This is a genomic window from Georhizobium sp. MAB10 (assembly GCF_045012825.1).
GTDB lineage: Bacteria > Pseudomonadota > Alphaproteobacteria > Rhizobiales > Rhizobiaceae > Georhizobium > Georhizobium profundi.
On record NZ_CP118314.1, the window covers coordinates 3,992,242 to 4,015,711 of the forward strand.

A 23,470-nucleotide genomic window follows, 5' to 3' on the forward strand; every position below is an offset into this window, starting at 1 on the left:
GGCCGCGGCTATCGGGGAAAACAGTTGGCAAATCGTGAAGCAGACTGGTTAACTTTTGCCTAACATTCGAGCCAACGTCATGCGAATTGCAGCGAAGCGCATATCGCGATAACCCTCCGCACACGCAATCATCACCTGAATCGGCGTGATTGAGGATAGCAGGCATTGATTCGATTTGAAAATGTCGGACTTCGCTACGGCATGGGTCCGGAAATCCTGCGCGACCTGACCTTCGACATTCCGAAGCGGTCGTTCCAGTTCCTGACGGGGCCTTCGGGCGCCGGCAAGACGACGTTGTTGCGCCTGTTGTTCATGTCCCTGCAGCCGACGCGCGGACTAATCAATGTCTTCAATCGGGACATCGCGACGATTCCCCGCGACGAACTGCCGCTCCTGCGGCGGCGAATCGGTATCGTCTTCCAAGACTTCCGACTGCTCGATCACCTGACGACCTTCGAAAATGTCGCTTTGCCGCTCAGAGTGCGCGGCAAGGAGGAATCCAGCTACCGGCGCGATGTGCTGGAGCTTCTGAATTGGGTCGGCCTTGGCGATCGGATCAATGTTCTTCCGGCGGTGCTGTCGGGCGGCGAGAAGCAGCGCGTGGCAATCGCGCGCGCCATCATCGACCAGCCGCAGCTTCTGCTCGCCGACGAGCCTACGGGCAACGTCGACCCTCCGATGGCCTTGCGGTTGCTGCGCCTCTTCATGGAGCTCAACCGGCTGGGAACGGCCGTCGTCATCGCAACCCACGACCTGTCGCTGATGGAGCAGGTGGACGCGCGCCGCATGATCCTGTCAGAGGGGCGGCTCGACATCTATGACTGAGCGCACGCGCAAACCAGCGCCGGCGCGGACAGCGCCACCGGACCCGGAGCGAGAGAAGCAGCCCCCGAAGCCGCAGCTTCAGGTGCGCCCGATGGCACCAATCGTGCCGCCGGCCAATGTTTCGGCCAACGCGCTTTCCGTCGTGATCGCGATCATGGCGTTTCTCGCCTGCCTGACGCTCGGCGCGGTCTCCATGGTGTCGGATTCCGCGTCCAGCTGGCAAAGCCAGATTTCGCGTGAGATCACCATCCAGATCAAGCCGGAAGATGGCCTGGACATGCAGGCCGCGCTCGAACGTGCGCGCGACACCGCGCTTTCGATCGCCGGCGCCAGCTCCGCATCGATCGTGGGCGACACGGAAACGGCACGGCTGCTCGAACCCTGGCTCGGCCAGAATGCCGATCTGGACGAATTGCCTGTGCCGCGCCTCGTCATCGTGACCATCGACGAGAACAACCCGCCGGATTTCGCTGCGATGCGCGCGCGGCTTGCCGAAACGGTGCCGGAAGCGTTTCTCGACGATCATCGCACCTGGGTCGACAGGCTCGTCGCCATGGCGCGCACCACCGTGATCATCGGCATCTTCGTGCTCAGCCTCGTGTTCACCGCGACGGTGCTGACAGTGATCTTTGCCACGCGCGGCGCGCTGACAGGCAACCGTCACATCGTCGAGGTGCTGCATTTCGTTGGAGCCGAGGCTCCTTTCGTCGCCCGGCAATTCCAGAATCATTTTCTCCTGATCGGGATCAAAGGAGCCGTTGCAGGCGGCATCGCGGCTGCGCTGACCTTCGCCGCGGCCAATGTCTGGACCGGTTTTGCGGCCGCCACACCTGAGAGCGATCAGGCCATGGCGCTCTTCGGCGCATTTAGGATCGGCTTTCGTGGCTATCTCGGAATTCTGGCGATCATCGCCGTCATCGGCCTTCTGACGGCGCTGACTACGCGGCTCACCGTCATCCGAACGATCCGCGAAATCGATGTCGTGCGCTCCGATCCATCGAGGATGGAATAGGCGTCTTGTGCGGTTTCCGACACGATCGGGCTCAAACTTCGCTTTCGCGTCTAGCCCTTGCCCCAATCTGCGGATAATTCTGTGATCATGGTGGAAGTGTCGACGAATGGGACGACGCCTCCCGCACACGATACGGCGCCACCCAGGGACCACCCTCAGGAGACACCGGTTCGCGCAAGGGGCAAGGCGGACAGATGGGCACGGCGGTCGGTATCGCTCGTGCTTTTCGTCCTTTTTGCCGTTGCGGTGCTCTCCATCGGCGGCTTTCTGCAGTTCGCGGAACAGGTCGCGTCCCTCCGGCCGCCCGAGCAGATCGATTCGACCGACGCGATCGTGGTTCTGACCGGCGGATCACAGCGTATCGATCATGGCGTGTCGCTCTTCAACGGTGGCGTCGGCAAGCGCATGCTGATCTCCGGCGTCAATCCGCGAACGAGCGGTGCGACGCTGAAGAACATGACGGCAGGATCGGACGAGCTTTTCGATTGCTGCGTCGACATCGGCTACGACGCGATCGACACGATCGGCAACGCCAATGAGACCGCCCGCTGGATCGCGGAACACGGCTTTTCCCGCGTTCTCATCGTGACCAGCAACTACCACGTGCCGCGCAGCCTTCTGGAACTGCGGCGTGCCGACCCCAAGACTGCCTTCGACGTCTATCCCGTGACGCTCGCCGATCTGCGCGGCGAGGACTGGCTCTTCAAGCCCGAAGTGATGCGGGTGATGATCAGCGAATACGCCAAATATGCGTGGGCATGGGTACGCGCCACCGCCGGCACCAAGACGGCGACCGGCCTTCGTACCGACCAGGCGGGCGCCGACTTCTCGAAGGACGGCATCGTCAGCGCCGGTGCTGCCGCTCACTGACACTGCGCATCTTTGGTAGGCGCAGGCGACCTCATGGTGTAGATGGCCATGAACCTCGTCGACTGCTCTCGTGAGAAAGACCCTCGCCCGGCATGATTGTCCTGCGCTCCGTCCTCTTCAACACCGCCTTCTATCTCAATCTAATCCTGCGCATGATCGTGCTGTCGCCCTATTATTTCCTGGCGTCGCACGAGAACGCCTGGTCGGTGCCGAAGAACTGGGTGCGGTCCAACCACTGGCTCTTGGAGAAGATCGTCGGCACGCGCTTCACCATCGAGGGTCTGGAGAACATCCCGGACGGCGGCTACATTCTCGCGCCGAAGCACCAGTCGTTCTGGGATGCCTATGCGCTGCTGCCCTGGGTGCGTGACGCCGTCTACATCCTGAAGCGCGAGCTGATGTGGATCCCACTCTTCGGCTGGTATGTCGGCAAGATGAGGATGATCCCGGTCAATCGCGGCGCGCGCGGCAAGGTCATGGCGGCCGTTCTCGACCGAACGCGCGAGGAGATGGCCAAGGGCCGGCAGTTGATCATCTATCCTGAAGGTACACGCAGGCCGCCCGGCGCCGAGCCCGACTACAAATATGGCATCGCCCGCCTCTATGGCAGTGTCGGCGTTCCGGTCGTGCCGGTCGTCATGCATCCGGGTCTCTTCTGGCCGCGCCGCAAGTTCCTGCGCTTTCCAGGGCACTTCAAGGTCCGCATCCTGCCGCCGATCCCACCCGGGCTCGATCCGGACGTGTTTCTGCAAAAGCTCATCGACGTGATGGAGACGGAAAGCGACCGGCTGCTCGTCGAGACGATCGAGGCGAACCCGCATCTGCCGCTGCCGCCCACCGCAGCCAAGCGCTATCTGGAGCTGACGTCCGGAGCGCCTGCGCCATCGTCGCTGCCGCCCATGCCGCCTTCCGGATCGGCGATCTGACGGGCTACCTGCTCGAGCCAGTGATCGGAAATCTGCATTTGCCGCAGATGGTTCACGGTGTTGATCACGTAATCCTCGTTGGGCCCGGACTGGCCAACGGCGCCACGGACGATCGACGCCGCCTCGCCGGACGAGAGATCACCCGCATATTGCACATGGGCGCGGTCGACCACATAGGCGACCGCGTGAACGCGCCGGCCGGAGCGCAGCTCGATCGGCACACGGCGCTCCTTGTAGACGTGGGTCACGAGTTCGCGTGAGCGCAGATAATCGAGCACCTGGTCGGCCTTCTCTCCGGCCACGGAAAACGCGATCCCGCGGCACGACCCGCCGCGGTCGAGACCGAGCACGAGACCCGGTCGCTCGGGCGTTCCGCGATGCACATGGGATTTCACGCAGAGTGCGCGGTGGTAACCGAAGAGACGCGCATGGCTTGCGTCGATAAAGTCGAAGCCCGGCCGCCACATCAGCGAGCCGTAGCCAAACACCCAAAATTCGTCCATATCGCCGCCGAAGGCTTCCTTTTGAAAAAACGCGAGAATTGGAGATAGGTGTGGAGAGGTCAAGCGCCAAGCGCGGGATGCGTCCGTCCACGAAGATCGTTCTGCTCGCGATGTTCGCAGTCATCGGCGTCGGCATCTATTCGGCCGGCTGGTACTATCTCGCAGGTCAGCTCGCAGCACGCGTAGAAGGCTTGATCGCCAGCCTTTCCGATGATGGTGTTACGCTTAAGTGCGACAATCTTGACGTGCGCGGCTATCCGTTCCGGCTCGGCGTCTTCTGCGACGGCATCAGCGCTTCAGATCCGAGCAATGGCGACCTCAGCGTGACGACGGCCGCATTCCGCTCGGCTGCTCAGATCTACCGGCCAAATCACGTGGTGTCCGAACTCGAAGCGCCCGTGAACGCGGTTCTCGCCAACGGTGCGAGCCTTGCGCTCGACTGGCAGGCGCTGCAATCGAGCACCGTCTTTGGAACCGCCGGCCTGTCACGCGCATCTCTTCAGGGTAACGCCGTGGTTGCGCAGATCGAGGGTGGTGCAATCGATGCAACCGCCAACACACTGCAGCTTCATACGCGGCGCAATGGCGAAGATCTCGAATTGGCATTCATGCTGGAAGGCGCGCGCCTCGGCGGGCTTGTTGCGCCTGCGAACCTGCCCTCCTTCGACGTCGTCGCCGAAGCGATCTTCAGCAACGGGGCAGACTTCCTCGCCGGCCGGCGATTGGCAAGCGAAGAACTGCGTGGCACATCCGGTCGGTTGACCAACGCGACAGCGGCCATCGACGGCGGCGGGCGCGCGGTGCTCAACGGTCCTTTCGAGATCGCAGAGAATGGGCTGATCAGCGGCGCGTTCGATCTGAGGATCGAGCGGCTGTCGGACTGGCAGGCGCTGATCGCCGCCCAGATGCCGGGTGCCGAAGGCACGATCGAAACCGCAACGGGCTTCCTGCGTGCCTTCGGCGGCGGCGGCGACACCGTCAGCGTCACGCTTCAGGTGAGCGACGGGCGGGTGGCCCTCGGCATTATTCCGATCGGCCGCATCCCGCCCATCTGACCCTTTCGAAATTCCGCTGTTTTTGGAAACGCTATTCGCCCGGCAGACGGGTCGCCTGGCGTCCGAAATCCACGGCATCCACGTCCTGGCCAGCCTCGACGATCGATCGGCGCACGGCACGCGTGCGGCTGAAGAGATCGAACAGCTTGTCGCCATCGCCCCAGCGGATCGCCCGCTGCAGCGATGCGAGATCTTCGGAAAAACGCGACAGCATTTCCAAGATCGCATCGCGATTGTGCAGGCAGACATCGCGCCACATGGTCGGATCGGACGCAGCAAGACGCGTGAAATCGCGAAAACCAGACGCGGAGTACTTGATGACCTCCGACTTCGTCACTGCTTCCAGATCGTCGGCCGTGCCGACGATGTTGTAGGCGATGATGTGCGGCAGGTGGGACACTATGGCGAGCACCATGTCGTGATGGGCCGGATCCATGGCTTCGACGGTGGAGCCACAAGCCTGCCAGAAGCGCGTGAGCCGCTCGAGCGCGTCCGGATCGGTGCCTTCGAGCGGCGTCAGGATGCACCAGCGGCCTTCGAACAGCTCCGCAAAGCCGGCCGAGGGACCGGAGCGTTCGGTGCCGGCGATCGGATGGCCGGGGATGAAGTGAACGCCCACCGGCATATGCGGGCGCATCTGCTCGATGACCGACGCCTTGGTCGAGCCGACATCGGTGACGATTGCGCCCGGCTTCAGATGGGCTGCGATGTCTTCGGCGACTGCGGCCGACGAACCGACCGGGACGGAGACGATGACGAGATCGGCGTCGGCGACCGCTTCGGCATTCGATGTGGTGTAGCTGTCGCCCAGACCGAGAGCCTGTGCCTCGCCCAGCGTTTCGGCCGAGCGCGTGGCGACCACGATATGATCGGCAAGGCTATTGTGGCGGATCACGCGTGCGAGCGAGGAGCCGATCAGGCCAATGCCGATCAGCGCTATTTTTCTGAACTTCGTATGTTCCATTGTCTCATTCAATTCCGCGTCGTCGCGGCGTGACGCTTTCGCGCGCCGGGCGAGACGCTATCTCAGAAATTCCTTCAGAGCGTTGAGAACGCCCTCGTTGGCTTCGGCGCTTCCGATAGTCATACGCAGCGCATCTGGGAGGCCGTAGCCCGCGACGCGCCTGAGAATATAACCACGCGCCGTCAGATAGGCGTCGGCCGCTTCCGCCGTGTGCGGGCCGTCCTTCGGGAAATGGATCAGCACGAAGTTGCCGACCGAAGGTGTGACCTCGAGGCCGAGCTCGGTCAGCGCATCGCTCACGCGGCGCAGCCATTCGTCATTGTGAGCAATCGCGCGATCGACCAGCGCGCGGTCGCGGATCGCCGCCGCACCGGCAGCGATCGCAGCGGCATTGACGTTGAACGGCCCGCGCACCCGGTTGACCGCATCGACGATCGCAGCCGGCGCGTACATCCAGCCGATGCGCAGCGCAGCCAGGCCATAGATCTTCGAAAACGTGCGCGTCATCACGACATTGCGGTTGGCCGACACGAGCTCGATGCCGGATTCGTAATCATTGCGGCGCACATATTCCGCATAGGCCGCGTCCAGAACCAGAACGACGTGTGGCGGCAGCCCAGCATGCAGGCGGCGCACTTCGTCGGCCGGCATGTAGGTGCCGGTCGGGTTGTTGGGATTGGCCAGGAACACGATCTTGGTGCGTTCGGTCACGCGTTCGAGGATCGCATCCACATCAGCCTTGAGCCCAGTTTCCGGCGCGATCACGGGTGTGGCTCCTGCCGCCATGATCTGGATCTTGTAGACCAGGAAGCCGTGCTCGGTGAAAATGCCTTCGTCGCCGGCGCCGAGATAGGTTTGGCAAAGCAGTCCGAGCAGTTCGTCAGAGCCGTTGCTGCAGAGAATGTTGGCCGGGTTCAGGCCGTGCACTTCGGCAATGGCATCGCGCAGCTTCGTTGCCGAGCCGTCCGGATAGATTTCCAGGTGCTGCAGCACGTTTTCCAGCGCCTCGCGCACCTTCGGGCTCGGCCCGAGCGGCGTCTCGTTGGACGACAGCTTGTAGACCTTCGCCACGCCCGGCGCGCTCTCCTTGCCCGGCACATAGGCAGCGATGTCCATCACACCGGGATTCGGGATCGGGGCATCCTTGGCGAATTGCATGGTCATCGGTCTGGCGCTCAGGTCTTCGAGGGCGATGGAAACCCGGCTGCCATAGCTTCCCCCCACGCAAAAGTCGAGAGCGCCAAGAGCCGCGGGGATTGACACCCGGTGGTTCGCAACCCTACCTCACCTCGCCGCGCGACGTGCGGTAAGAAGATTTGGGACGAATGACCGTGGCCAGCGAACCGCTCGAAAGTCTGACGACCAATGCCGGCTCGGAGGCCGTCAATCCGTCCAGCGACGTGCTGCGGTTCGGCGCCGACAAGCCGCTTCAGCTCGATGCCGGAACGCTGCTTTCGCCCTTCCAGATCGCCTACCGCACCTACGGCACGCTGAACACAGACAAGTCGAACGCGATCCTCATCTGCCACGCCCTGACGGGCGACCAGCATTGTGCCAGCACCAATCCGGTGACTGGAAAACCCGGCTGGTGGGAAAATCTGATCGGGCCCGGCAAGCCGGTGGATACCGACCGCTTCTTCGTCATCTGCTCCAACGTGATTGGCGGATGCATGGGCTCGACGGGGCCGGCATCGCCCAATCCAGCTACGGGAAAACCTTTCGCGCTCGATCTTCCGGTGATCACCATCCGCGACATGGTGCGGGCACAGGCGATGCTGGTCGATCATTTCGGCATCGACCAGCTGTTTTCGGTGATCGGCGGCTCGATGGGCGGCATGCAGGTGCTGCAATGGGCGTCCAGCTATCCAGAGCGCGTGCACACCGCGATCGCGCTTGCGACCGGTGCGCGGCATACATCGCAAAACATCGCCTTCCACGAAGTCGGCCGCCAGGCGGTGATCGCCGATCCGGAATGGCAGCAAGGGCGTTATCTCGAGAAAGGCACGCGGCCGTCGAAAGGCCTCGCCGTCGCGCGCATGGCGGCGCATGTCACCTATCTCTCCGAGGCGGCGCTGCACCGCAAGTTCGGCCGCAACCTCCAGGACCGCGATGCGCCGAGCTTCGGCTTCGATGCGGATTTCCAGATCGAAAGCTATCTGCGCCACCAGGGGCTGACCTTCGTCGACCGCTTCGATGCCAATTCCTATCTCTACATGACGCGTGCGATGGACTATTTCGACCTCGCCGCCGACCATGAGGGCCAGCTCGCCGAAGCATTCCGCGGAACGCGCACGCGCTTCTGCCTCGTGTCGTTCACCAGCGATTGGCTATTTCCCACCTTCGAGAATCGGGCGATCGTGCATGCGCTGAACGCCACCGGCGCATCCGTGTCCTTTGTGGAGGTGGAGAGCGACAAGGGTCATGACGCCTTTCTCCTCGACGAACCGGTCATGACGGCGACGATCAACGGCTTCATCATGTCGGCCGCCAAATCGCGGGGCCTTGCGCAATGACGGTCAATTCCACGAACCGCATCGATTTCGAGGTCATCGCCAGCCTCGTCGCCGACGGCGCGCGCGTCCTCGACATTGGCTCGGGCGACGGCACGCTCCTGGAGATCCTGCAGGAGCGCCGGAACATCGACGGGCGCGGCATCGAGCTCTCGCAGCGCGGGGTGAACGAATGCGTGGCGCGCGGCCTCTCCGTCATCCAGGGCGATGCCGACCACGATCTCGTCCACTATCCGGACCAGAGCTTCGACTACGTGATCCTGTCGCAGACGATCCAGGCGACGCACAATCCGAAAATCGTGCTCGACGAATTGCTGCGCATCGGCCGCTACGCGATCGTGTCCTTTCCGAACTTCGGCTATTGGCGCGTGCGCGCCTCGCTGATGTTCAAGGGCCGCATGCCGGTCACGCGTGACCTGCCCTATTCATGGTACGACACGCCCAACATCCATTTCTGCACGATGCGCGACTTCGTCTCCCTGACGAAGGAAGTCGGCGCCACGATCGACCGCGCCGAAGCGCTCAACGGCGCCGGCCAGAAACTCGCCGTCAGCATGCCGTGGTCGCTCTGGAACCTCTTCGGCCAGCAGGCGGTATTTCTGCTGAGGCGATGACTGCTTGAATTGGGCATTGTTTGAGCCTAATATGATCGATGATCGCTCAAACAGCGTAAAGAGTTGTCATGTCCAACGCGGCCCTCGATATCAATGCAGCGGCATTTGCCGACGGCGCTTTTCTGTCTGCGCGGCGTGTTGCGGAGTACCTCGGCGTCACCCTGTCGGAGTTGGCGAAGCTGGCAGGTGTCGCCCGCAACACGCTTACGGCGAAATCAGGGGCCAAGAAAGTCGACCAAGCCCTCAGCCCGCTGGTCCGCATTCTCGCCATGGCGTCCGAAATGGCGGGATCCGAAGAGCGCGCAGTCGTCTGGTTCAAGCATCAACCAATCCCCGGTTGGGGTGGCAAGACCGCATTCGACCTTACAACCGAAGGCAAAGCGGACAAGGTGCTCTCCTATCTGGAAGCGGTGCGTTCAGGCGTCTATGCCTAACGCGGCAGCTCCACCCCGACATGCCTTCGAACTCTTTCGTGCCTACGTCCCACGATGGGCCCATGCACCACTTTCCGGAGCCGGGGCTAGCCTTTTCGGCGGTCGATGGAACCCCGTCGGCGCTCCAACCATCTACGCCGCGCTCGAGTTGTCGACAGCATGGTCCGAGTACAATCAAGGCCTGACGCAGCATCCCGCTCTGCTAGCGCTTTTGCGCCTTTCCAACGCAGCCATTGCCGACCTGACCGGCGAAGCGGTTCTCGAACGCTTCGGCGTTTCCCACGACATCCACGAGGAGGAGTGGCGCGCGCTCGTCGACCGTGGTGAAGAGCCGACTGCGTATGCAGTGAGGCGCGCTATTTTGGCGGCCGGGTACGACGGCGTGTTCTACCCATCCTTCATGTCACGCGGCGGCCGATGCATGGCACTCTGGGCCTGGAACGAAACCGGACCAGCCAAACTGGAAGTCATCGATCCAGAACGACGGCTTCCCCTGTCACCGGCATCTTGGCTTTGATGTCGGTGACCCGGCCGGCGCGCACGCCCTGTGGCGCGAGCACGGGGACGAAGACGCGGCGAGAGGCGCGGGTGGCGACGGGCAGGCCCTGGTAGAGCCGCTTCTGGGCTTCCACAACGATGACGCCGGAGAACACCGGCCACGCCTTGCGACCGATCCGCTCCATCAGATTGCGCAGCCGCAGGATCGAGCGGCGCTTGGACGGCGGGAAAAACAGCGCCTCGCCGGATGCGCCCGGCGTAAAGTTCGTTTCGCGCAGAAGCCGCGTCAGCTGCCCGCGCGAATAGGGTCTCCCCGCACCGAAGGGCGTGTTGTCGAAGCGGGCCCAGATGCCCCGGCGGTTGGGCACCACGATGATCAGCCGGCCGGCGGGCGCCAAAACGCGCCACATTTCCTTTAGCGTTTCGCGGGGGTTCTCAGCGAATTCGAGCGAGTGGACCATGAGGATGCGGTCGAGCGCTGCATCCGGCAGCGGCAGTTCCTCATCGAATACCAGAGCGGCAGACGACGGCTCGCCCGCAGGCCAGCTGACGGCTCCCTGCCCTGCCGTCATGAACGCGAAGCTGCGTTCGGTGTCGGTCCGAAACCGGTCCAGATAGGGCAGCGCATAGCCGAGCCCCATCAGGCGCTCATTGGCGATCGGCTGCCAGATTGCTGACAGGGCCATGCCGATCGCCTGCTCGGCAGCCAGCCCCAGGCGAGAATGATAGAACTGGCGCAGATCAACGATATCGACGTTCATGGCTCGAGCCTATCGCATCGGTGTTACATGCGAAATGCCGGGGCACGAGCGTCCCCCGATGATCTTTCGTCAATCTGTAAGGCGGCCTCTGCCTTCAACTGGCCTCGCCTTTACCACGGTCCCGGCCACATTTCGGCCGAATGAGCGCTCATCACGTTCGTGAAGGGAACACCGACGAATCAACAGAGGCCAAGGAGCCCGCACTCATGATCAAGCCGATCCTCATCGTGAAACACGGCGAAGAAGACATTGCGGCTGCGTTCTATGTCCGCGCCTTCGGTGCTTCCATCATTCATGTTCATCGGCTGCGCAGCGGCACGCCCTTTTCCTTCGAACTTCGCATCGGCGAGCAGATGTTCGGCGTTTCCGGCGCCAATCCCCGTCGCGATGCCGATGAGATTCCGAGCGGGCCTAAATCGCCCGATTTCGTCGGCACCTCCACCTGCCTGATGGCGCTCGCCGTCGACAATGTGCCGGCCGTGACCGAGAAGGCAGAGATCGCCGGCGCCACGGTGCGGGTGCGGCCGACGCTTTCCAGCCACGGCGGGATTGCCAGCTCGATCATCGACCCGTTCGGTCATCTCTGGAACATCTACCAAGCGCTGGAGATGAAGCCGAGCAAGTCCGCGATCGCGGCCTGACGCGCGGCGAACGGATCCGACGCTGCCTTACTGGCTAATTGTCCCTCTTGAACCGGCCGGCCCGATGGTCACATTGGGTCTCACGGCAGGCAAAGCGAGGACAGACGGCCCATGGCGCACTTGATCATCGACCAGTTCATGAGCCGCGACGATAATTTCGCGGTTCTCGTCCACGATCCCGAAAGCGGCGAGACCGCCTCGATCGATGCGCCGGAAGAAGAGCCGATCCGCATCAAGCTGAACGAGCATGGCTGGGCGCTGACGCATATTCTCACGACCCACCGCCACGCCGACCATGTCGAAGGCAACATCAATCTCAAACAGCGTTTCGGTCCGACGATCCTCGGCCCCGAGGCCGAAGCGGACCGCATTCCAGGTATCGACCAGAGCGTGAAGGATGGCGACCGGATCACCTTCGCGGGCCGGCCTGTCGACGTCATCGCCACACCCGGCCACACGATGGGCCATGTCTGCTACCACTTCCCCGAGGACAAACTGCTCTTTGCCGCCGACACGCTGTTCGTGCTTGGCTGTGGGCGTCTTTTCGAAGGAAGCCCGGCGGATATGTGGGCCTCACTGCAGAAGCTCATGGCGCTGCCAGACGACACCGCGGTTTATTGCGGACACGAATACACGCTTTTCAACGCGCGCTTCGCTGTTACCGTCGATCCTGACAATGCCGAACTGGCGGATCGCCTGAAAGAGATCGAGGCCCTTCGCGCGGAGGGCAAGCCGACGGCGCCGACCACCGTCGGCCGTGAGAAGGCGACGAATCCGTTCCTTAGACCGCACGATCCCGGCATCCGCCGCACGCTCGGCATGGACAATGCCAGCGATACGGAAGTCTTCGCCGAAATCCGGCGCCGGAAAGACCGCTTCTGATGTTCGGCCAGGATTTCGATGCGGCGGAAATGCCATATCCCGCCACCGCGCGCCAGATCATCGAGGCGCTTGCGCTGAAGCGTCATCCCGAAGGCGGCTGGTATTCGGAAACGTTCCGCGATGGTGTGCCCGGGGAACGGGGCCATTCGACCGCCATCTACTATCTGCTCGAAGCCGGCGACTGTTCCGAATGGCACCGGGTCAAGGATGCCGCCGAGGTCTGGCACTTCTATGCCGGTGCGCCGCTTTCCATCACGCTCTCGCCCAATGGCCACGACGCCGAAAGCCATCGGCTGGGTCCGGACATCCTGATGGGGCAGCGCCCGCAGATCGTCGTGCCGGCAGGCTGCTGGCAGACGGCGTGCTCGCTTGGCGAGTACACGCTTGTCGGCTGCACGGTGGCACCTGGCTTCGTTTTCGACCAGTTCGAGATGGCGGAACCCAACTGGCGGCCGACGCCGCGGCCCTCATCAGGCGGTTGAGGCCGGGCGTTTGCGGACGATCAGGTCCTTTGCAGCAAGTGCCGCGCCGCCGGTGATGAGCAGGCAGGCGATCCCGATGCGCCAGGTCAATTCGCCAAAGCCGGCCGCAATCAGGATCAGCGTCGACAGGAGCGGTGCAGCGTAGCTCGAAGCGCCGAGCACCTGGATGTCGCCGTGCTTCACGCCGTAGTCCCACACATAGAACGCGCCGCCGACGGGCATCAGCCCCAGGCCGACGACGGCCAGCCATTGCAGCGTCGTCTGCGGCCACACTGTCTCCTCCAGGCCGAGGTGGCAGATGAGCGACAGTGCCGCCGTCGCAAGGCAGAAGCCAGTCACCACATCCGTCGGCACGACGCCGAAGCGGCGCGACAGCAGCGAATAGGCCGACCAGGTGAAGGCGCACAGAAACGCCATGGCGTAGCCGAAAAGATAACCTCCTTCGAAAGCGATGCCCTGCCTGGAGATGATCAGCACTGTTCCGGCAAGACCAGCCGCGCAGCCCGCTAGGTGATGCCAGCCGAGGCGCTCGCCGGGCAGCATCGCCGAGCCGACGACGATGAGGAGCGGCCAGAGATAGGCGATCAGGCCGGCTTCGACCGCCGGGGCATTCCTCAAGGCCGTGAAATAGAGAAAATGATAGCCGAACAGACCGCCGATTCCGAGCGCCCAGACGGGCCATGGCTGCCTGAAGGCATGCCACCGCTTCGGATCGCAGATGAGGAAGACGAGGCCGATCAGGCCGCCGATCGTGAAACAGATCGCTGAAAGCTGAAAAGGCGGCACGGCGCCGGATGCCGCGGTGAAGAGTGCCAGCAGCGACCACATCAGGATCGCCGAAAATCCGATCGCCGTCGCTTGTGCCTTCACCCGTCTGCCCCCGAGGCCCGCTCTCGGTGGGCCGATGCCTCAAGCGTTATCGGGCAAGCGCGCGGCCGGTCAAGAACCGAAATGGGTCGCGGTGATCGTCACGGGACCGAGCTTCGTCGGCACACGCGCATAGACAGGAGCGTAGATGCCTGCCTGTTCGTTGTGGGCGAACCAGACTTCGACATTCATCTCGCGCATGTACTGGATGGAACTGTTCCTGGCGTGGTAGCCGGATTTCGGTTCGGCGCGGGCGGTGCAGACGATCGCCTCCGCGGCGAAAGGCGTTCCATCGTAGCCCTCCGCCTGGAAAGGCTGCGTGCCGGCTTCATTCAAATGAATGTCGTAACGCGTTTCCCCGTCGAAGATCGGCAGTGTGCGATCACAGACGTCGCTGCCTTCAGGAATCATGACGCCTGCGATCGGGTCGAGCACGGCGCGCATGTCACTTTCCGGCACCGGTACCCAATCTTCACGCGTGCGCTTCTTTTCAGGAGTCAGGATCGCCGAGGTGACCGACCCGTTGTCGAAGTCGACTTCCATGCGCTGCTCGTCGTTGCCGGAAGAATAAGCGACCACATACCGCTCGGCCTGCATGCGATCATTTGCCTTCACGCCGGAGACGGTCGTCGAGCCCGTGGTGCGGCCCACGATATTGGCGACGCCCGCCGACTGCATTTCGCCGGCGACGGTAAACCGATCACCATCGAAGACGGTGGTGAAGGTGGCACGCGCCACTGGCAGGCCGATATAGGCAACCCGATAATCGGCCCGGTGGGTGGACGGCTCGGCAGCGGCGACGTTCGCGCCGAGCAGGATGGTTGCGATCGCGCAGGGGGCGATGGCGAAATGACAGCTCTTCAAGGCTTTTGCTCCTTGTGCTCAAGTCTTTCTCGGTCCATTCATAGCGTGCAAATAGCGATGATTTTGTGGGCGTGGCCGGGCAAGTCTGGGGCGGGTCCCCGGAAAGCGTGCGATGTGCCACTCAATTCGCCCGTTTCGCTTGACGGCGGCTCGCTCGCTGACTATAGAACCGCGACTTTTCCGATAACGGGCGGCGACGTGCGGCCGGATATGCGATCCGGTAACGCATTTGCTTTGAAGGCCCGATGACGAACTCAGACCGATTAAGAATGAAGGTGCACCCATGTCCCGCAGTTGCGAATTGACCGGCAAAGCCGTCCAGTCGGGCAACAATGTGAGCCACGCGAACAACAAGACGCGCCGCCGCTTTCTGCCCAACCTCTGCAACGTCACGCTGATTTCCGACGCGCTTGGCCAGAGCTACCGTCTGCGCGTTTCCGCGCATGCGCTGCGTTCGGTCGAGCACCGTGGCGGCCTCGACGCTTTCCTGCTGAAGGCCAAGGAAGGCGAGCTTTCCATGCGCGCCCGCCTGCTGAAGCGCCAGATCGCCAAGAAGAACGTCGGCGAGACTGCCGCGGCAGCCTAAGCTTTCGAGCATAGACATCAGGGCGCGGCGATCCTTCGTCCGCGCCCTTTCATTTCAACTGGTGGCATCACCCAGGATAAAAAAATGCAGGCTCTCAAGCAGCACGCACCCTTCATTGCGGCCATGGCGCTCGTCGTCGCGGCATCGAATTTCCTTGTTCAGTTTCCCGTCCAGGCGACCATCGGCGGGTACGATCTCGCCGATCTTCTGACCTGGGGCGCCTTCACCTACCCTGTCGCCTTTCTGGTCACCGACCTCACGAACCGCCGCTACGGCCCGCAGGCAGCTCGCCGGGTCGTCTTGGTTGGCTTCGCGGTCGCGGTGGTGCTGTCTGTCTGGCTGGCCACCCCGCGAATCGCCATCGCATCCGGATCGGCCTTCCTCGTCGCCCAGTTGCTCGACGTGTCGATCTTCGACCGTCTGCGCCGCGCCGCCTGGTGGAAGGCACCGCTGATCTCCAGCGTGATCGGATCGATTGTCGATACCATCATCTTCTTCTCGTTGGCCTTTGCGCCCGTGTTCGGCGTCCTTGGCGCCAATGACTCGTTCGCGATCGCATCCGCGCCGCTGCTCGGTCTGATCGCTCTGGAGGCCCCGCGCTGGCTCTCCTGGGCGCTTGGGGATCTTGGGGTGAAGCTGGTCGTATCCATGGTGATGCTCGCGCCCTACGGCGCGCTGCTGGCGCTCATGCGCAACGATGGCCAGCCCCGGCCGGCCTGATCATTCGACCAGTTCGAATTCCAGCATCAGGTTTCGCTGAAGGAACAGGTGGTTGTCGTCCGAGATGAGGATGACGCTGATCCGCCCATCTGCATGCTCGATGACGTCGAGCCCTTCCATATTGTCGATCTGATCGCCGAAACTGGCATCGAGCACGACGTCCCCATCGACCACGGCGCCGGGCCGGATATCGGCTACCGCGATCCTGCGGATGCGCATGCCGATGCCTTCGCTCAGCGAAAAACGGCGCTCCAACAGGAGAATGTCACCATCCGGCAGAAACGCGCCGTCGGTTATGTCGAAGGGTGGGTGCCGCTTGACGAAGAAGACGCCTTCCTGCGGGCCCGAAAGCACCGCTGCGTAGATGTCGCCATCGGCATTGACGCTGCGCTCGCTGACCAGCACTGGCGCACCGGCAAGCGGCCCATCCTCGGGCGCGACCATCACCGTCTCGATGCCGGCGTTGCGGCGAAGTTCGGCGCGCGGCATGACCATCGACATCGAACCTTCCGGCGGCGCAGGAGGGAAGCTCGAACGATCGAAGATTTCGACGCGATGATTGTGCTCGAAGCCGACGACCAGACGGTCGCCGTCGAGGGCCAACCCTTCGGCATCTGCCTGAGACTTGCGCTCGTGGGGTGCGCCCGCATCGCTGAGGATAGGCGCCATGCGAAAATCGGAGAGCCCGCGCATGCGGCCGTCGTCGTCGCGCAGAATGCGGCCGCGATACCAGTTGCCGGTGTCCATCACGCCTATGAAGGCATCGGCACTGCCGTCATAGCGGATCGCCGACATGCCGCCGACCACGCCGCCTTCCGAAGAGAACTCAAGCCCGCCGCGAAATTCGAATGCACCGAAGCGCGTTTCATCGGACCCGATACGAAACGTGTCGATGGCTTGGGCGTTGATCGGAATTAGCGCGTCGCTCTCGGCATCCTGCGCGCGTGCACAGCCAGCCGCGAAGATCGTGGTCGCCAGGAGCAGGCCGCAGCGTGTGCGCGTCAACCGGCCCTGCGCATCGCCGGGCCGCGCCTCCCTGCGGAGGACGCCTGCTCATCTTCGAACAGGCTTGCGAGCTGCTCGGTCATGGCGCCTGCCAGTTCTTCGGCATCGATGATCGTGACAGCACGGCGATAGTAGCGTGTGACGTCATGGCCGATGCCGATGGCGAGAAGCTCGACCGGCGAACGCGTCTCGATTTCCTCGATCACGGCGCGCAGATGGCGTTCCAGATAGTTGCCCGGATTGACCGAAAGCGTGGAGTCGTCGACCGGCGCGCCGTCCGAGATCATCATCAGGATGCGGCGCTGCTCAGGCCGGCCCAGCAGGCGATTGTGCGCCCAGATCAGCGCCTCGCCGTCGATGTTTTCCTTGAGCAGGCCTTCGCGCATCATCAGGCCGAGGTTGCGGCGCGCGCGGCGCCATGGGGCATCGGCGGACTTGTAGACGATGTGGCGCAGATCGTTGAGACGGCCGGGGCTCGTCGGCTTGCCTTCCGCAAGCCACTTCTCGCGTGCCTGCCCGCCCTTCCAGGCCTTGGTGGTGAAACCGAGGATCTCGACCTTCACACCGCAGCGCTCGAGCGTACGCGCAAGAATGTCGGCGCAGGTGGCGGCGACGGTGATCGGGCGGCCGCGCATCGAGCCGGAATTGTCGATCAGCAGCGTCACCACAGTATCGCGGAAATTCGTGTCGCGCTCCATCTTGAAGGAAAGCGGCTGCATCGGATCCATAATCAGTCGCGACAGGCGTGCCGGATCGAGGTAGCCCTCTTCCAGATCGAAATCCCAGGCGCGGTTCTGCTGCGCCATCAGACGGCGCTGCAAACGGTTGGCCAGGCGTCCGACGACTCCCTGCAGATGGGCAAGCTGCTTGTCGAGGAAAGCACGCAACCGGTCGAGTTCGGCCTCGTCGCAGAGATCGGAGGATGCGACTTCCTCGTCGAAGGCTTCAGTGAAGACGCGGTAGTCGACCTTCTCGTTGATGTCGGACAGCGGCAAGTTCGGCCGACGGGTTTCGCCGGGCGAATCCGCCTCCTCATCCATATCCTCGTCGAAGTCCTGCTCGGAGACTTCCGCGCCGTCCATCTCGCCCTGCTCGGACTGGTCTTCGGCGCTGTCATTGTCCTCCGAAGGTGCGCTGTCGGAGCCTGCAGCCTCGTCGGCGCTGTCCTCCTTGTCCTCGTTCGAGCGCGGTTGTTCTTCGTTGTCGTCCTCGTTGTCTTCGCTTTCCTGGTCTTCGTCCTCGCCGTAATCCTCGGCCATCTCCATCGAGGCGAGCATGTTGCGCATGGCGCGGGCGAAAGCCTGCTGGTCGTCGACGGCATTCACGAGATTGTCGAGGTCGCCTGCTGCCTTGTCCTCGATCCAGCTTCGCCAGAGATCGACGACCTTGCCGGCCGATTCCGGTACGGCGCGGCCCGTCAGGCGCTCGCGCACGAGCAGCGCAACGGCCTCTTCGAGCGGCGCATCTTCCTGGTTGGTGATGCCCTTGTAATTCGCCTTGGCGTATTTGTCGGAGAGCATAGATGCGATGTTGTCGCCAACGCCCGACATGCGCCTCGTGCCGATCGCCTCGACGCGGGCCTGTTCGACTGCATCGTAGATCGCGCGGGCATCGGAACCCGCAGGGGCCATGCTCGAATGGACGCGGCTGTCATGACACGCCTTGCGCAGCGCCATGGAGTCGCCGATGCCGCGGGTCACCGCAAGATCGTGGCGGGTCGGACGCTTCGGCAGGTCGGGAAGGCGGGCACGCTCGCCCGTCAGGCCCGGGCGTTCGTTGGCATAGACGACCTCAAGCTCGTGGTCGCCGGCAATCGAACGAATGCAGCCGGCAAGCGCGCGCTTGAACGGCTCGGTGTCGACCGGGCCGCCAGGCTTTCCTTTGGAGTTATCGCCGCGTCCTGCCATGCTCGTTCAGCGCTTTCAGTTATGGGCATCCAGAACGATGTTCGCGGCGCTTTCCTTCAGTTCCTCGCCGAAGGCGCGCTGATACTGCTCTGCCACAAGCGTGCGCTCCAGTTCGTCGCACTTGTTGAGGAAGGTGACCCTGAAGGCGAACGAGATGTCGCCGAAGATGCGCGCATTCTCGGCCCAGGTAATGACCGTGCGCGGGCTCATGACGGTCGACAGATCGCCGTTCATGAAGGCCGAGCGCGTCATGTCGGCCAGACGCACCATGCGCGAGACCGTATCGCGGCCCTTTTCCGTGTCGAAACTCTTCACCTTGGCCAACACGATGCCGACTTCGTTGTCATGCGGCAGGTAGTTCAGCGTCGTCACGATGGACCAGCGGTCCATCTGCGCCTGGTTGATCTGCTGGGTGCCGTGATAGAGGCCGGTCGTATCGCCAAGGCCGACCGTGTTGGCCGTCGCGAAGAGGCGAAACGCGGGGTGCGGCCTGATGACGCGGCTCTGGTCGAGCAGCGTCAGGCGGCCGGAGGATTCCAGTACACGCTGGATGACGAACATCACGTCCGGGCGACCAGCGTCGTATTCGTCGAAGACGAGCGCGACATTGTGCTGGTAGGCCCAAGGCAGAATACCGTCCTTGAACTCGGTGATCTGCAGACCGTCCTTGATGACGATCGCATCCTTGCCGACGAGATCGATACGGCTGACATGGCTGTCGAGGTTGACGCGTACGCAGGGCCATCTCAGCCGTGCAGCGACCTGCTCGATATGGGTCGACTTGCCGGTACCGTGGTAGCCGGAGACCATGACGCGCCGGTTATGCGCAAAGCCCGCCAGGATCGCGAGCGTCGTATCGCGGTCGAAGAGATAGTCCGGATCGAGTTCCGGTACATAGGCATCGACGGACGAATAGGCCGGCACATCCATATCGCTGTCGATACGGAACGTCTCGCGGACCGACACCGTCGTGTCGGGAAGGTTCTCAATGGCAATGTCGATCTTGTTCATCATGTCATCCGCCTGGCAGCGGCTTCTTTTTTGAGAGGGTGCCGCGGGAGGCGCGATGTCCCGTCGACTTGATTGGCTCTAACAGAAACCAGACTGCTTTAACAATTGATAGGCCTGAACCACGGCGCGAAATCGTTCTTCCGACGATCGATCGCCGCCATTGGCATCGGGGTGATGCTTCTTCACGAGCGCCTTGTAGCGCGTCTTGATATCGTCGGAGCCGGCGGAGCCATCGAGCCCCAGCGTCTCGAACGCCTTGGTCTCGAGCGTCTTCAACTTGCGCTGGCGCGGTTCTCCACGACGCGCGCGTGTCCGTGCCTCGCCGAAAAAGCCGAAGGGATCGCGCATGCGTGCCTGCGAAGCCGCGCTGCCGGAGCGCGCCTGGCTTTGCTGCGGGCTTGCCTTGGCCGCCTTGTTGACGCCGACCGTCCAGGTCGGACGGTGGCCGGTCAGGGCCTCTTTCTGATAGCGCGCGATCTCGGTGTCGGAGAGGCCGGAGAAATAATTGTAGCCCTTGTTGTACTGCCGCACATGGTCGACGCAGAACATGAAATATTGCCCCTCCGCCTCGCGTCCGACGGGCGCGCGGTGGGTGCCTTTCTCGTTGCATCCGTCCCATTGGCAGACAGGCGTGGTCGGCTCGGGACGTGCCCTTGCCTTGCCCTTGACCCTTATGCGGTCAAAATATTTCGAATCCAGTTTCATCGTCTGACATTATGGGGCGCCCCAAGGGCGCGAACAAGGATTGACAATTGGCGATGTGGCTCCCTATGCGGCAGCGCATCACCTGCTGCAACGAAAGCTGAACGAGGGCGACCATGAGCATGGAAGAAACGATCGAGCGCAAGCTCAGGGACGCGTTTCAGCCGGAGCGGCTGGCAGTCATCAACGAAAGCCATCTGCATGCGGGCCACCGCGAGTTCGATGGCACGGGCGAAACCCACTTTCGCGTGCGGATCGTCGCGCCGGCCTTTGCGGGCAAATCGCGGATCGAGCGGCACCGCGCATTGAACGAGCTTCTCGCGCCGGAAATCGAAGCGGGCATCCATGCGCTGGCGCTCGAACCCGCTGCTCCCGGCGAAACCACCCGCTGGTAAGGCGCGTCAGCCGACCACGTCTTCCAGCGGCTTGATCCGAAGCCGCGTGATGCGGTTCTTCTCGCGCTTCATCACGGTGAAGCGCTTGCCGTGGAACGTGAAAGCCTGGCGCTCGTCCGGAATGATCTGGCTTTCGTGGATGACAAGGCCGGCGATCGTCGTCGCCTCTTCGTCCGGCAGGCTCCAGTCCAGCGCGCGGTTGAGATCGCGGATCGGCACCTGGCCATCCACGACGACCGAGCCGTCGGCCTCCTGGCGCACGCCCTGCATGTCGATGTCGTGCTCGTCGGCGATCTCGCCGACGATTTCCTCCAGGATATCCTCGAGCGTCACGAGGCCTTCGACCTCGCCATATTCGTCGACGACGATGGCAAAGTGCATCTTGCGGCGTAGGAACGCGTTCAGCTGATCCTTGAGATTGGTCGTGTCGGGAACGAACCACGGCTTCTGGGCGATCTTGGCAATATCGATCCGCGCCGGGTCGTTGCCGACATCGGCCAGCGCACGCAGCAGGTCCTTGGCGTGGACAACGCCGATGATGTTGTCGGTCTGGCCACGCCAGACGGGCATGCGGGTATGCGGGCTGTCCAGGATGGTGCGGACCACCGCTTCCGGCGAGTCTTCCGCATGGACCATGCGCATCGCAGTGCGGTGAACCATGATGTCGGACACTTCGAGTTCGTCGAGATCGAGCACGCCGCCCAAACGGTCGCGGTCCGCCTTGATCACCGAGCCCTCGCGGTGCAACAGGTCGACCGCGCCGCGCAGTTCCTCATGGGCCGAGAGCATCGAGGTTTCGGCCGACAGCGTGACGCCGAAGAGCCCGAGGATCTTGCGGACGATCCAGTTCACCACCGAGGACAGCGGGCCGAAGATCTTGACGAAGATCCGCACCGGTTTGGAGACGGCCAATGCAAAGCGGTCCGGCCCGGAGATCGCCCAGCTTTTCGGAAGAACTTCCGCGAAAATCACGAGCAGAACCGTCATCGCGATGGTCGCGACGGCCACACCCGAATCCCCGAAAATACCGAGCAGCAGGCTCGTCGCCAGCGACGAGGCTAGAATGTTGACCAGATTGTTGCCGATCAGCAGCGCGCCGATCAGCCTGTCACGGCGATCGATCAGCCTGCCGACGACGCCGGCGCGCGGATCGCCATTGGTCTCGAGCGTATGCATGCGCGAGCGCGATGCAGCGGTGAGCGCCGTTTCCGATCCCGAAAAGAACGCGGAAGCCCCGATCAGGCAGAAAATCGCGAGTGCGGTCAGCCAATAGTCCGAGATGAAGCTTGCGAAGGCATCTGCTGTCATTGCGCCAGCTTCTCCTTGAGGAATGCGTGAACTTCCGCCGGGGGAACATCATCGGCGATGAAGGATTGGCCGATCCCACGCGTCAGGATGAAGGTCAGGCGGCCGCGAACGACCTTCTTGTCCTGCCCCATCAAATCGAGAAGGCGTTCGGCAGGCGGCAGGCCACCCGGGATATCGGAAAGGCGCGTCGGTAGCCCGACCTGGCTGAGATGCGCGGCGACGCGGGCGGCATCATCGGCGCTGGCAAGGTTCATCCGGTTCGAAAACTCGTGCGCCAGGACCATGCCGATCGCGACACCCTCGCCATGCACCAGGCGCGACCCATCGTACTCGGTCGCGGCCTCCAGCGCGTGGCCGAATGTATGGCCGAGATTGAGCAGCGCGCGGCGGCCGCTTTCGCGCTCATCGGCGACCACCACCTCTGCTTTGGCTTCGCAGCTGACCGCGATCGCCTCGACGCGCTCCGGTCCGCCATCGAACACACGCTGCCAGTTCTTCTCCAGCCAGGCGAAAAAGTCGGGCTTGTCGATCAGCCCGTATTTGGCGACCTCGGCGTAGCCTGCGCGGAATTCGCGCGGCGACAGCGTGTCGAGCACTGCTGTATCGGCGATGACCAGCGACGGCTGGTGGAAGACGCCGACCAGATTTTTGCCATGGGGCGAATTGATCCCCGTCTTGCCGCCGACGGAACTGTCCACCTGCGCGAGCAGCGAGGTCGGGATCTGGATGAAATGCATGCCCCGGCGCACGATGCCGGCTGCAAAGCCGGCGAGATCGCCGATGACACCGCCGCCAAGAGCAACGATCGCGTCGCCTCGCTCGAGCCTTGCGGCGAGCACGGCATCAACCACGTCGATGAGATGCGCAAAGCTTTTGGTTTTCTCACCGGCTGGCAGCGTGATCGTCTCATGACCGATCCCGGCTTCGTCCAATGCGGCATGGAGCGAGCCGAGGTGAAAGCCGGCGACCGTCGCATCGGTGACGATCGCAACACGGGCCTTCGGCAGACGCCTGGCGATCAGTGCCCCGGCGTTGCGCAGCGCTCCGGGTTCGATGACAATCTCATAGGCCCGATCCCCGAGGGGAACCTGGACGCGTCGGCCAGCACCGGCTTCGACCTGCTGCATG

The 23,470-nt window shown here is 63.1% G+C and carries 27 protein-coding genes; 15 read left to right on the top strand and 12 right to left on the bottom strand.

Annotated elements, in window-relative coordinates; all coding sequences use genetic code 11:
- Window positions 1–165 precede the first annotated feature (165 nt).
- From ftsE to PU133_RS19120, 4 genes are all read left to right on the top strand, one after another.
- Window positions 166–825 carry a cell division ATP-binding protein FtsE gene (ftsE, locus tag PU133_RS19105; protein ID WP_126012375.1) on the top strand — a complete coding sequence of 220 codons (660 nt, stop codon included), beginning with the start codon at window positions 166–168 and terminating at the stop codon, window positions 823–825.
- Window positions 818–1,837 carry a cell division protein FtsX gene (locus PU133_RS19110; protein WP_404862961.1) on the top strand — a complete coding sequence of 340 codons (1,020 nt, stop codon included), beginning with the start codon at window positions 818–820 and terminating at the stop codon, window positions 1,835–1,837. The genes ftsE and PU133_RS19110 overlap by 8 nt, the downstream gene beginning before the upstream one ends.
- An 87-nt stretch (window positions 1,838–1,924) precedes the next feature.
- Window positions 1,925–2,707, top strand: coding sequence for a YdcF family protein (locus PU133_RS19115; RefSeq protein ID WP_404862962.1), 783 nt, complete (start codon window positions 1,925–1,927; stop codon window positions 2,705–2,707).
- 92 nt (window positions 2,708–2,799) lie between these two features.
- Window positions 2,800–3,633: a lysophospholipid acyltransferase family protein gene (locus tag PU133_RS19120; protein ID WP_404862963.1), complete on the top strand. Its 834-nt coding sequence runs from the start codon at window positions 2,800–2,802 to the stop codon at window positions 3,631–3,633.
- Here the strand turns inward: PU133_RS19120 and PU133_RS19125 are convergent.
- Window positions 3,558–4,136, bottom strand: coding sequence for a gamma-glutamylcyclotransferase (locus PU133_RS19125; protein WP_404862964.1), 579 nt, complete (start codon window positions 4,134–4,136; stop codon window positions 3,558–3,560). The two genes, PU133_RS19120 and PU133_RS19125, sit on opposite strands and share 76 nt — an antisense overlap.
- Window positions 4,137–4,213: 77 nt before the next feature.
- On the opposite strand from PU133_RS19125, the gene PU133_RS19130 reads away from it, so the two are divergent.
- The gene (locus PU133_RS19130; protein WP_404862965.1) at window positions 4,214–5,191 is read left to right on the top strand and encodes a DUF2125 domain-containing protein; all 978 of its coding nucleotides are present in this window, start codon (window positions 4,214–4,216) and stop codon (window positions 5,189–5,191) included.
- A 31-nt stretch (window positions 5,192–5,222) separates the two neighbouring features.
- Here PU133_RS19130 and PU133_RS19135 read toward each other — a convergent pair whose 3' ends face one another.
- Window positions 5,223–6,155: a prephenate/arogenate dehydrogenase family protein gene (locus PU133_RS19135; RefSeq protein ID WP_404862966.1), complete on the bottom strand. Its 933-nt coding sequence runs from the start codon at window positions 6,153–6,155 to the stop codon at window positions 5,223–5,225.
- A 57-nt stretch (window positions 6,156–6,212) separates the two neighbouring features.
- Window positions 6,213–7,319, bottom strand: a complete 1,107-nt coding sequence (gene hisC, locus PU133_RS19140) for a histidinol-phosphate transaminase (protein WP_404862968.1) — start codon at window positions 7,317–7,319, stop codon at window positions 6,213–6,215.
- A 161-nt stretch (window positions 7,320–7,480) separates the two neighbouring features.
- On the opposite strand from hisC, the gene PU133_RS19145 reads away from it, so the two are divergent.
- The 4 genes from PU133_RS19145 to PU133_RS19160 all read left to right on the top strand — a co-directional run bounded on the left by PU133_RS19145 (window position 7,481) and on the right by PU133_RS19160 (window position 10,230).
- The gene (locus tag PU133_RS19145; RefSeq protein ID WP_404862969.1) at window positions 7,481–8,668 is read left to right on the top strand and encodes a homoserine O-acetyltransferase; all 1,188 of its coding nucleotides are present in this window, start codon (window positions 7,481–7,483) and stop codon (window positions 8,666–8,668) included.
- Window positions 8,665–9,279 carry a methionine biosynthesis protein MetW gene (gene metW / locus PU133_RS19150; RefSeq protein ID WP_126012402.1) on the top strand — a complete coding sequence of 205 codons (615 nt, stop codon included), beginning with the start codon at window positions 8,665–8,667 and terminating at the stop codon, window positions 9,277–9,279. The genes PU133_RS19145 and metW overlap by 4 nt, the downstream gene beginning before the upstream one ends.
- Window positions 9,280–9,347: 68 nt before the next feature.
- A complete protein-coding gene (locus PU133_RS19155) occupies window positions 9,348–9,713 on the top strand; it encodes an antitoxin Xre/MbcA/ParS toxin-binding domain-containing protein (RefSeq protein WP_404862970.1) in 366 nt (121 codons plus the stop codon).
- Window positions 9,706–10,230: an RES family NAD+ phosphorylase gene (locus PU133_RS19160; protein WP_404862971.1), complete on the top strand. Its 525-nt coding sequence runs from the start codon at window positions 9,706–9,708 to the stop codon at window positions 10,228–10,230. The genes PU133_RS19155 and PU133_RS19160 overlap by 8 nt, the downstream gene beginning before the upstream one ends.
- Here the strand turns inward: PU133_RS19160 and PU133_RS19165 are convergent.
- Window positions 10,181–10,972 carry a class I SAM-dependent methyltransferase gene (locus PU133_RS19165; RefSeq protein WP_404862972.1) on the bottom strand — a complete coding sequence of 264 codons (792 nt, stop codon included), beginning with the start codon at window positions 10,970–10,972 and terminating at the stop codon, window positions 10,181–10,183. The two genes, PU133_RS19160 and PU133_RS19165, sit on opposite strands and share 50 nt — an antisense overlap.
- Window positions 10,973–11,178: 206 nt before the next feature.
- Here PU133_RS19165 and PU133_RS19170 point away from each other — a divergent pair, with 206 nt between their 5' ends.
- The 3 genes from PU133_RS19170 (at window position 11,179) to PU133_RS19180 (ending at window position 12,977) form a co-directional block, all read left to right on the top strand.
- Window positions 11,179–11,613 carry a VOC family protein gene (locus PU133_RS19170; protein WP_126012414.1) on the top strand — a complete coding sequence of 145 codons (435 nt, stop codon included), beginning with the start codon at window positions 11,179–11,181 and terminating at the stop codon, window positions 11,611–11,613.
- A 111-nt stretch (window positions 11,614–11,724) separates the two neighbouring features.
- Window positions 11,725–12,495, top strand: a complete 771-nt coding sequence (gloB, locus tag PU133_RS19175) for a hydroxyacylglutathione hydrolase (protein ID WP_404862973.1) — start codon at window positions 11,725–11,727, stop codon at window positions 12,493–12,495.
- A complete protein-coding gene (locus PU133_RS19180; protein ID WP_404862974.1) occupies window positions 12,495–12,977 on the top strand; it encodes a cupin domain-containing protein in 483 nt (160 codons plus the stop codon). Before gloB ends, PU133_RS19180 begins: the two co-directional genes overlap by 1 nt.
- Here the strand turns inward: PU133_RS19180 and PU133_RS19185 are convergent.
- Both PU133_RS19185 and PU133_RS19190 read right to left on the bottom strand, forming a co-directional pair.
- Window positions 12,966–13,847 (bottom strand): DMT family transporter, encoded by an 882-nt coding sequence (locus PU133_RS19185; RefSeq protein WP_404862975.1) that lies wholly within the window; start codon window positions 13,845–13,847, stop codon window positions 12,966–12,968. The genes PU133_RS19180 and PU133_RS19185 overlap by 12 nt on opposite strands.
- Window positions 13,848–13,916: 69 nt before the next feature.
- Window positions 13,917–14,708, bottom strand: coding sequence for a DUF3108 domain-containing protein (locus PU133_RS19190; RefSeq protein ID WP_404862976.1), 792 nt, complete (start codon window positions 14,706–14,708; stop codon window positions 13,917–13,919).
- A 283-nt stretch (window positions 14,709–14,991) separates the two neighbouring features.
- On the opposite strand from PU133_RS19190, the gene rpmB reads away from it, so the two are divergent.
- Both rpmB and PU133_RS19200 read left to right on the top strand, forming a co-directional pair.
- The gene (gene rpmB / locus PU133_RS19195; protein ID WP_126012426.1) at window positions 14,992–15,294 is read left to right on the top strand and encodes a 50S ribosomal protein L28; all 303 of its coding nucleotides are present in this window, start codon (window positions 14,992–14,994) and stop codon (window positions 15,292–15,294) included.
- Window positions 15,295–15,378: 84 nt separating this feature from the next.
- Window positions 15,379–16,014, top strand: coding sequence for a queuosine precursor transporter (locus PU133_RS19200; RefSeq protein WP_404862977.1), 636 nt, complete (start codon window positions 15,379–15,381; stop codon window positions 16,012–16,014).
- Here the strand turns inward: PU133_RS19200 and PU133_RS19205 are convergent, their stop codons facing one another.
- The 4 genes from PU133_RS19205 to PU133_RS19220 form a co-directional block, all read right to left on the bottom strand.
- Complete coding sequence (locus PU133_RS19205; protein WP_404862978.1) at window positions 16,015–17,019, bottom strand: esterase-like activity of phytase family protein; 1,005 nt, start codon at window positions 17,017–17,019, stop codon at window positions 16,015–16,017.
- On the bottom strand, window positions 17,016–18,926 hold the full coding sequence (gene cobT / locus PU133_RS19210) for a cobaltochelatase subunit CobT (protein ID WP_404862979.1): 1,911 nt from the start codon (window positions 18,924–18,926) through the stop codon (window positions 17,016–17,018). Before cobT ends, PU133_RS19205 begins: the two co-directional genes overlap by 4 nt.
- 15 nt (window positions 18,927–18,941) lie before the next feature.
- Window positions 18,942–19,937, bottom strand: a complete 996-nt coding sequence (cobS, locus tag PU133_RS19215) for a cobaltochelatase subunit CobS (RefSeq protein WP_404864595.1) — start codon at window positions 19,935–19,937, stop codon at window positions 18,942–18,944.
- 78 nt (window positions 19,938–20,015) lie between these two features.
- On the bottom strand, window positions 20,016–20,642 hold the full coding sequence (locus PU133_RS19220; protein ID WP_126012438.1) for a J domain-containing protein: 627 nt from the start codon (window positions 20,640–20,642) through the stop codon (window positions 20,016–20,018).
- Between the two features lie 113 nt (window positions 20,643–20,755).
- Here PU133_RS19220 and PU133_RS19225 point away from each other — a divergent pair, with 113 nt between their 5' ends.
- On the top strand, window positions 20,756–21,034 hold the full coding sequence (locus tag PU133_RS19225) for a BolA family transcriptional regulator (RefSeq protein ID WP_126012441.1): 279 nt from the start codon (window positions 20,756–20,758) through the stop codon (window positions 21,032–21,034).
- Between the two features lie 6 nt (window positions 21,035–21,040).
- Here the strand turns inward: PU133_RS19225 and PU133_RS19230 are convergent, their stop codons facing one another.
- The gene (locus tag PU133_RS19230; protein WP_404862980.1) at window positions 21,041–22,342 is read right to left on the bottom strand and encodes an HlyC/CorC family transporter; all 1,302 of its coding nucleotides are present in this window, start codon (window positions 22,340–22,342) and stop codon (window positions 21,041–21,043) included.
- Window positions 22,339–23,469, bottom strand: a complete 1,131-nt coding sequence (gene aroB / locus PU133_RS19235) for a 3-dehydroquinate synthase (RefSeq protein ID WP_404864596.1) — start codon at window positions 23,467–23,469, stop codon at window positions 22,339–22,341. Before aroB ends, PU133_RS19230 begins: the two co-directional genes overlap by 4 nt.
- Window position 23,470 lies beyond the last annotated feature (1 nt).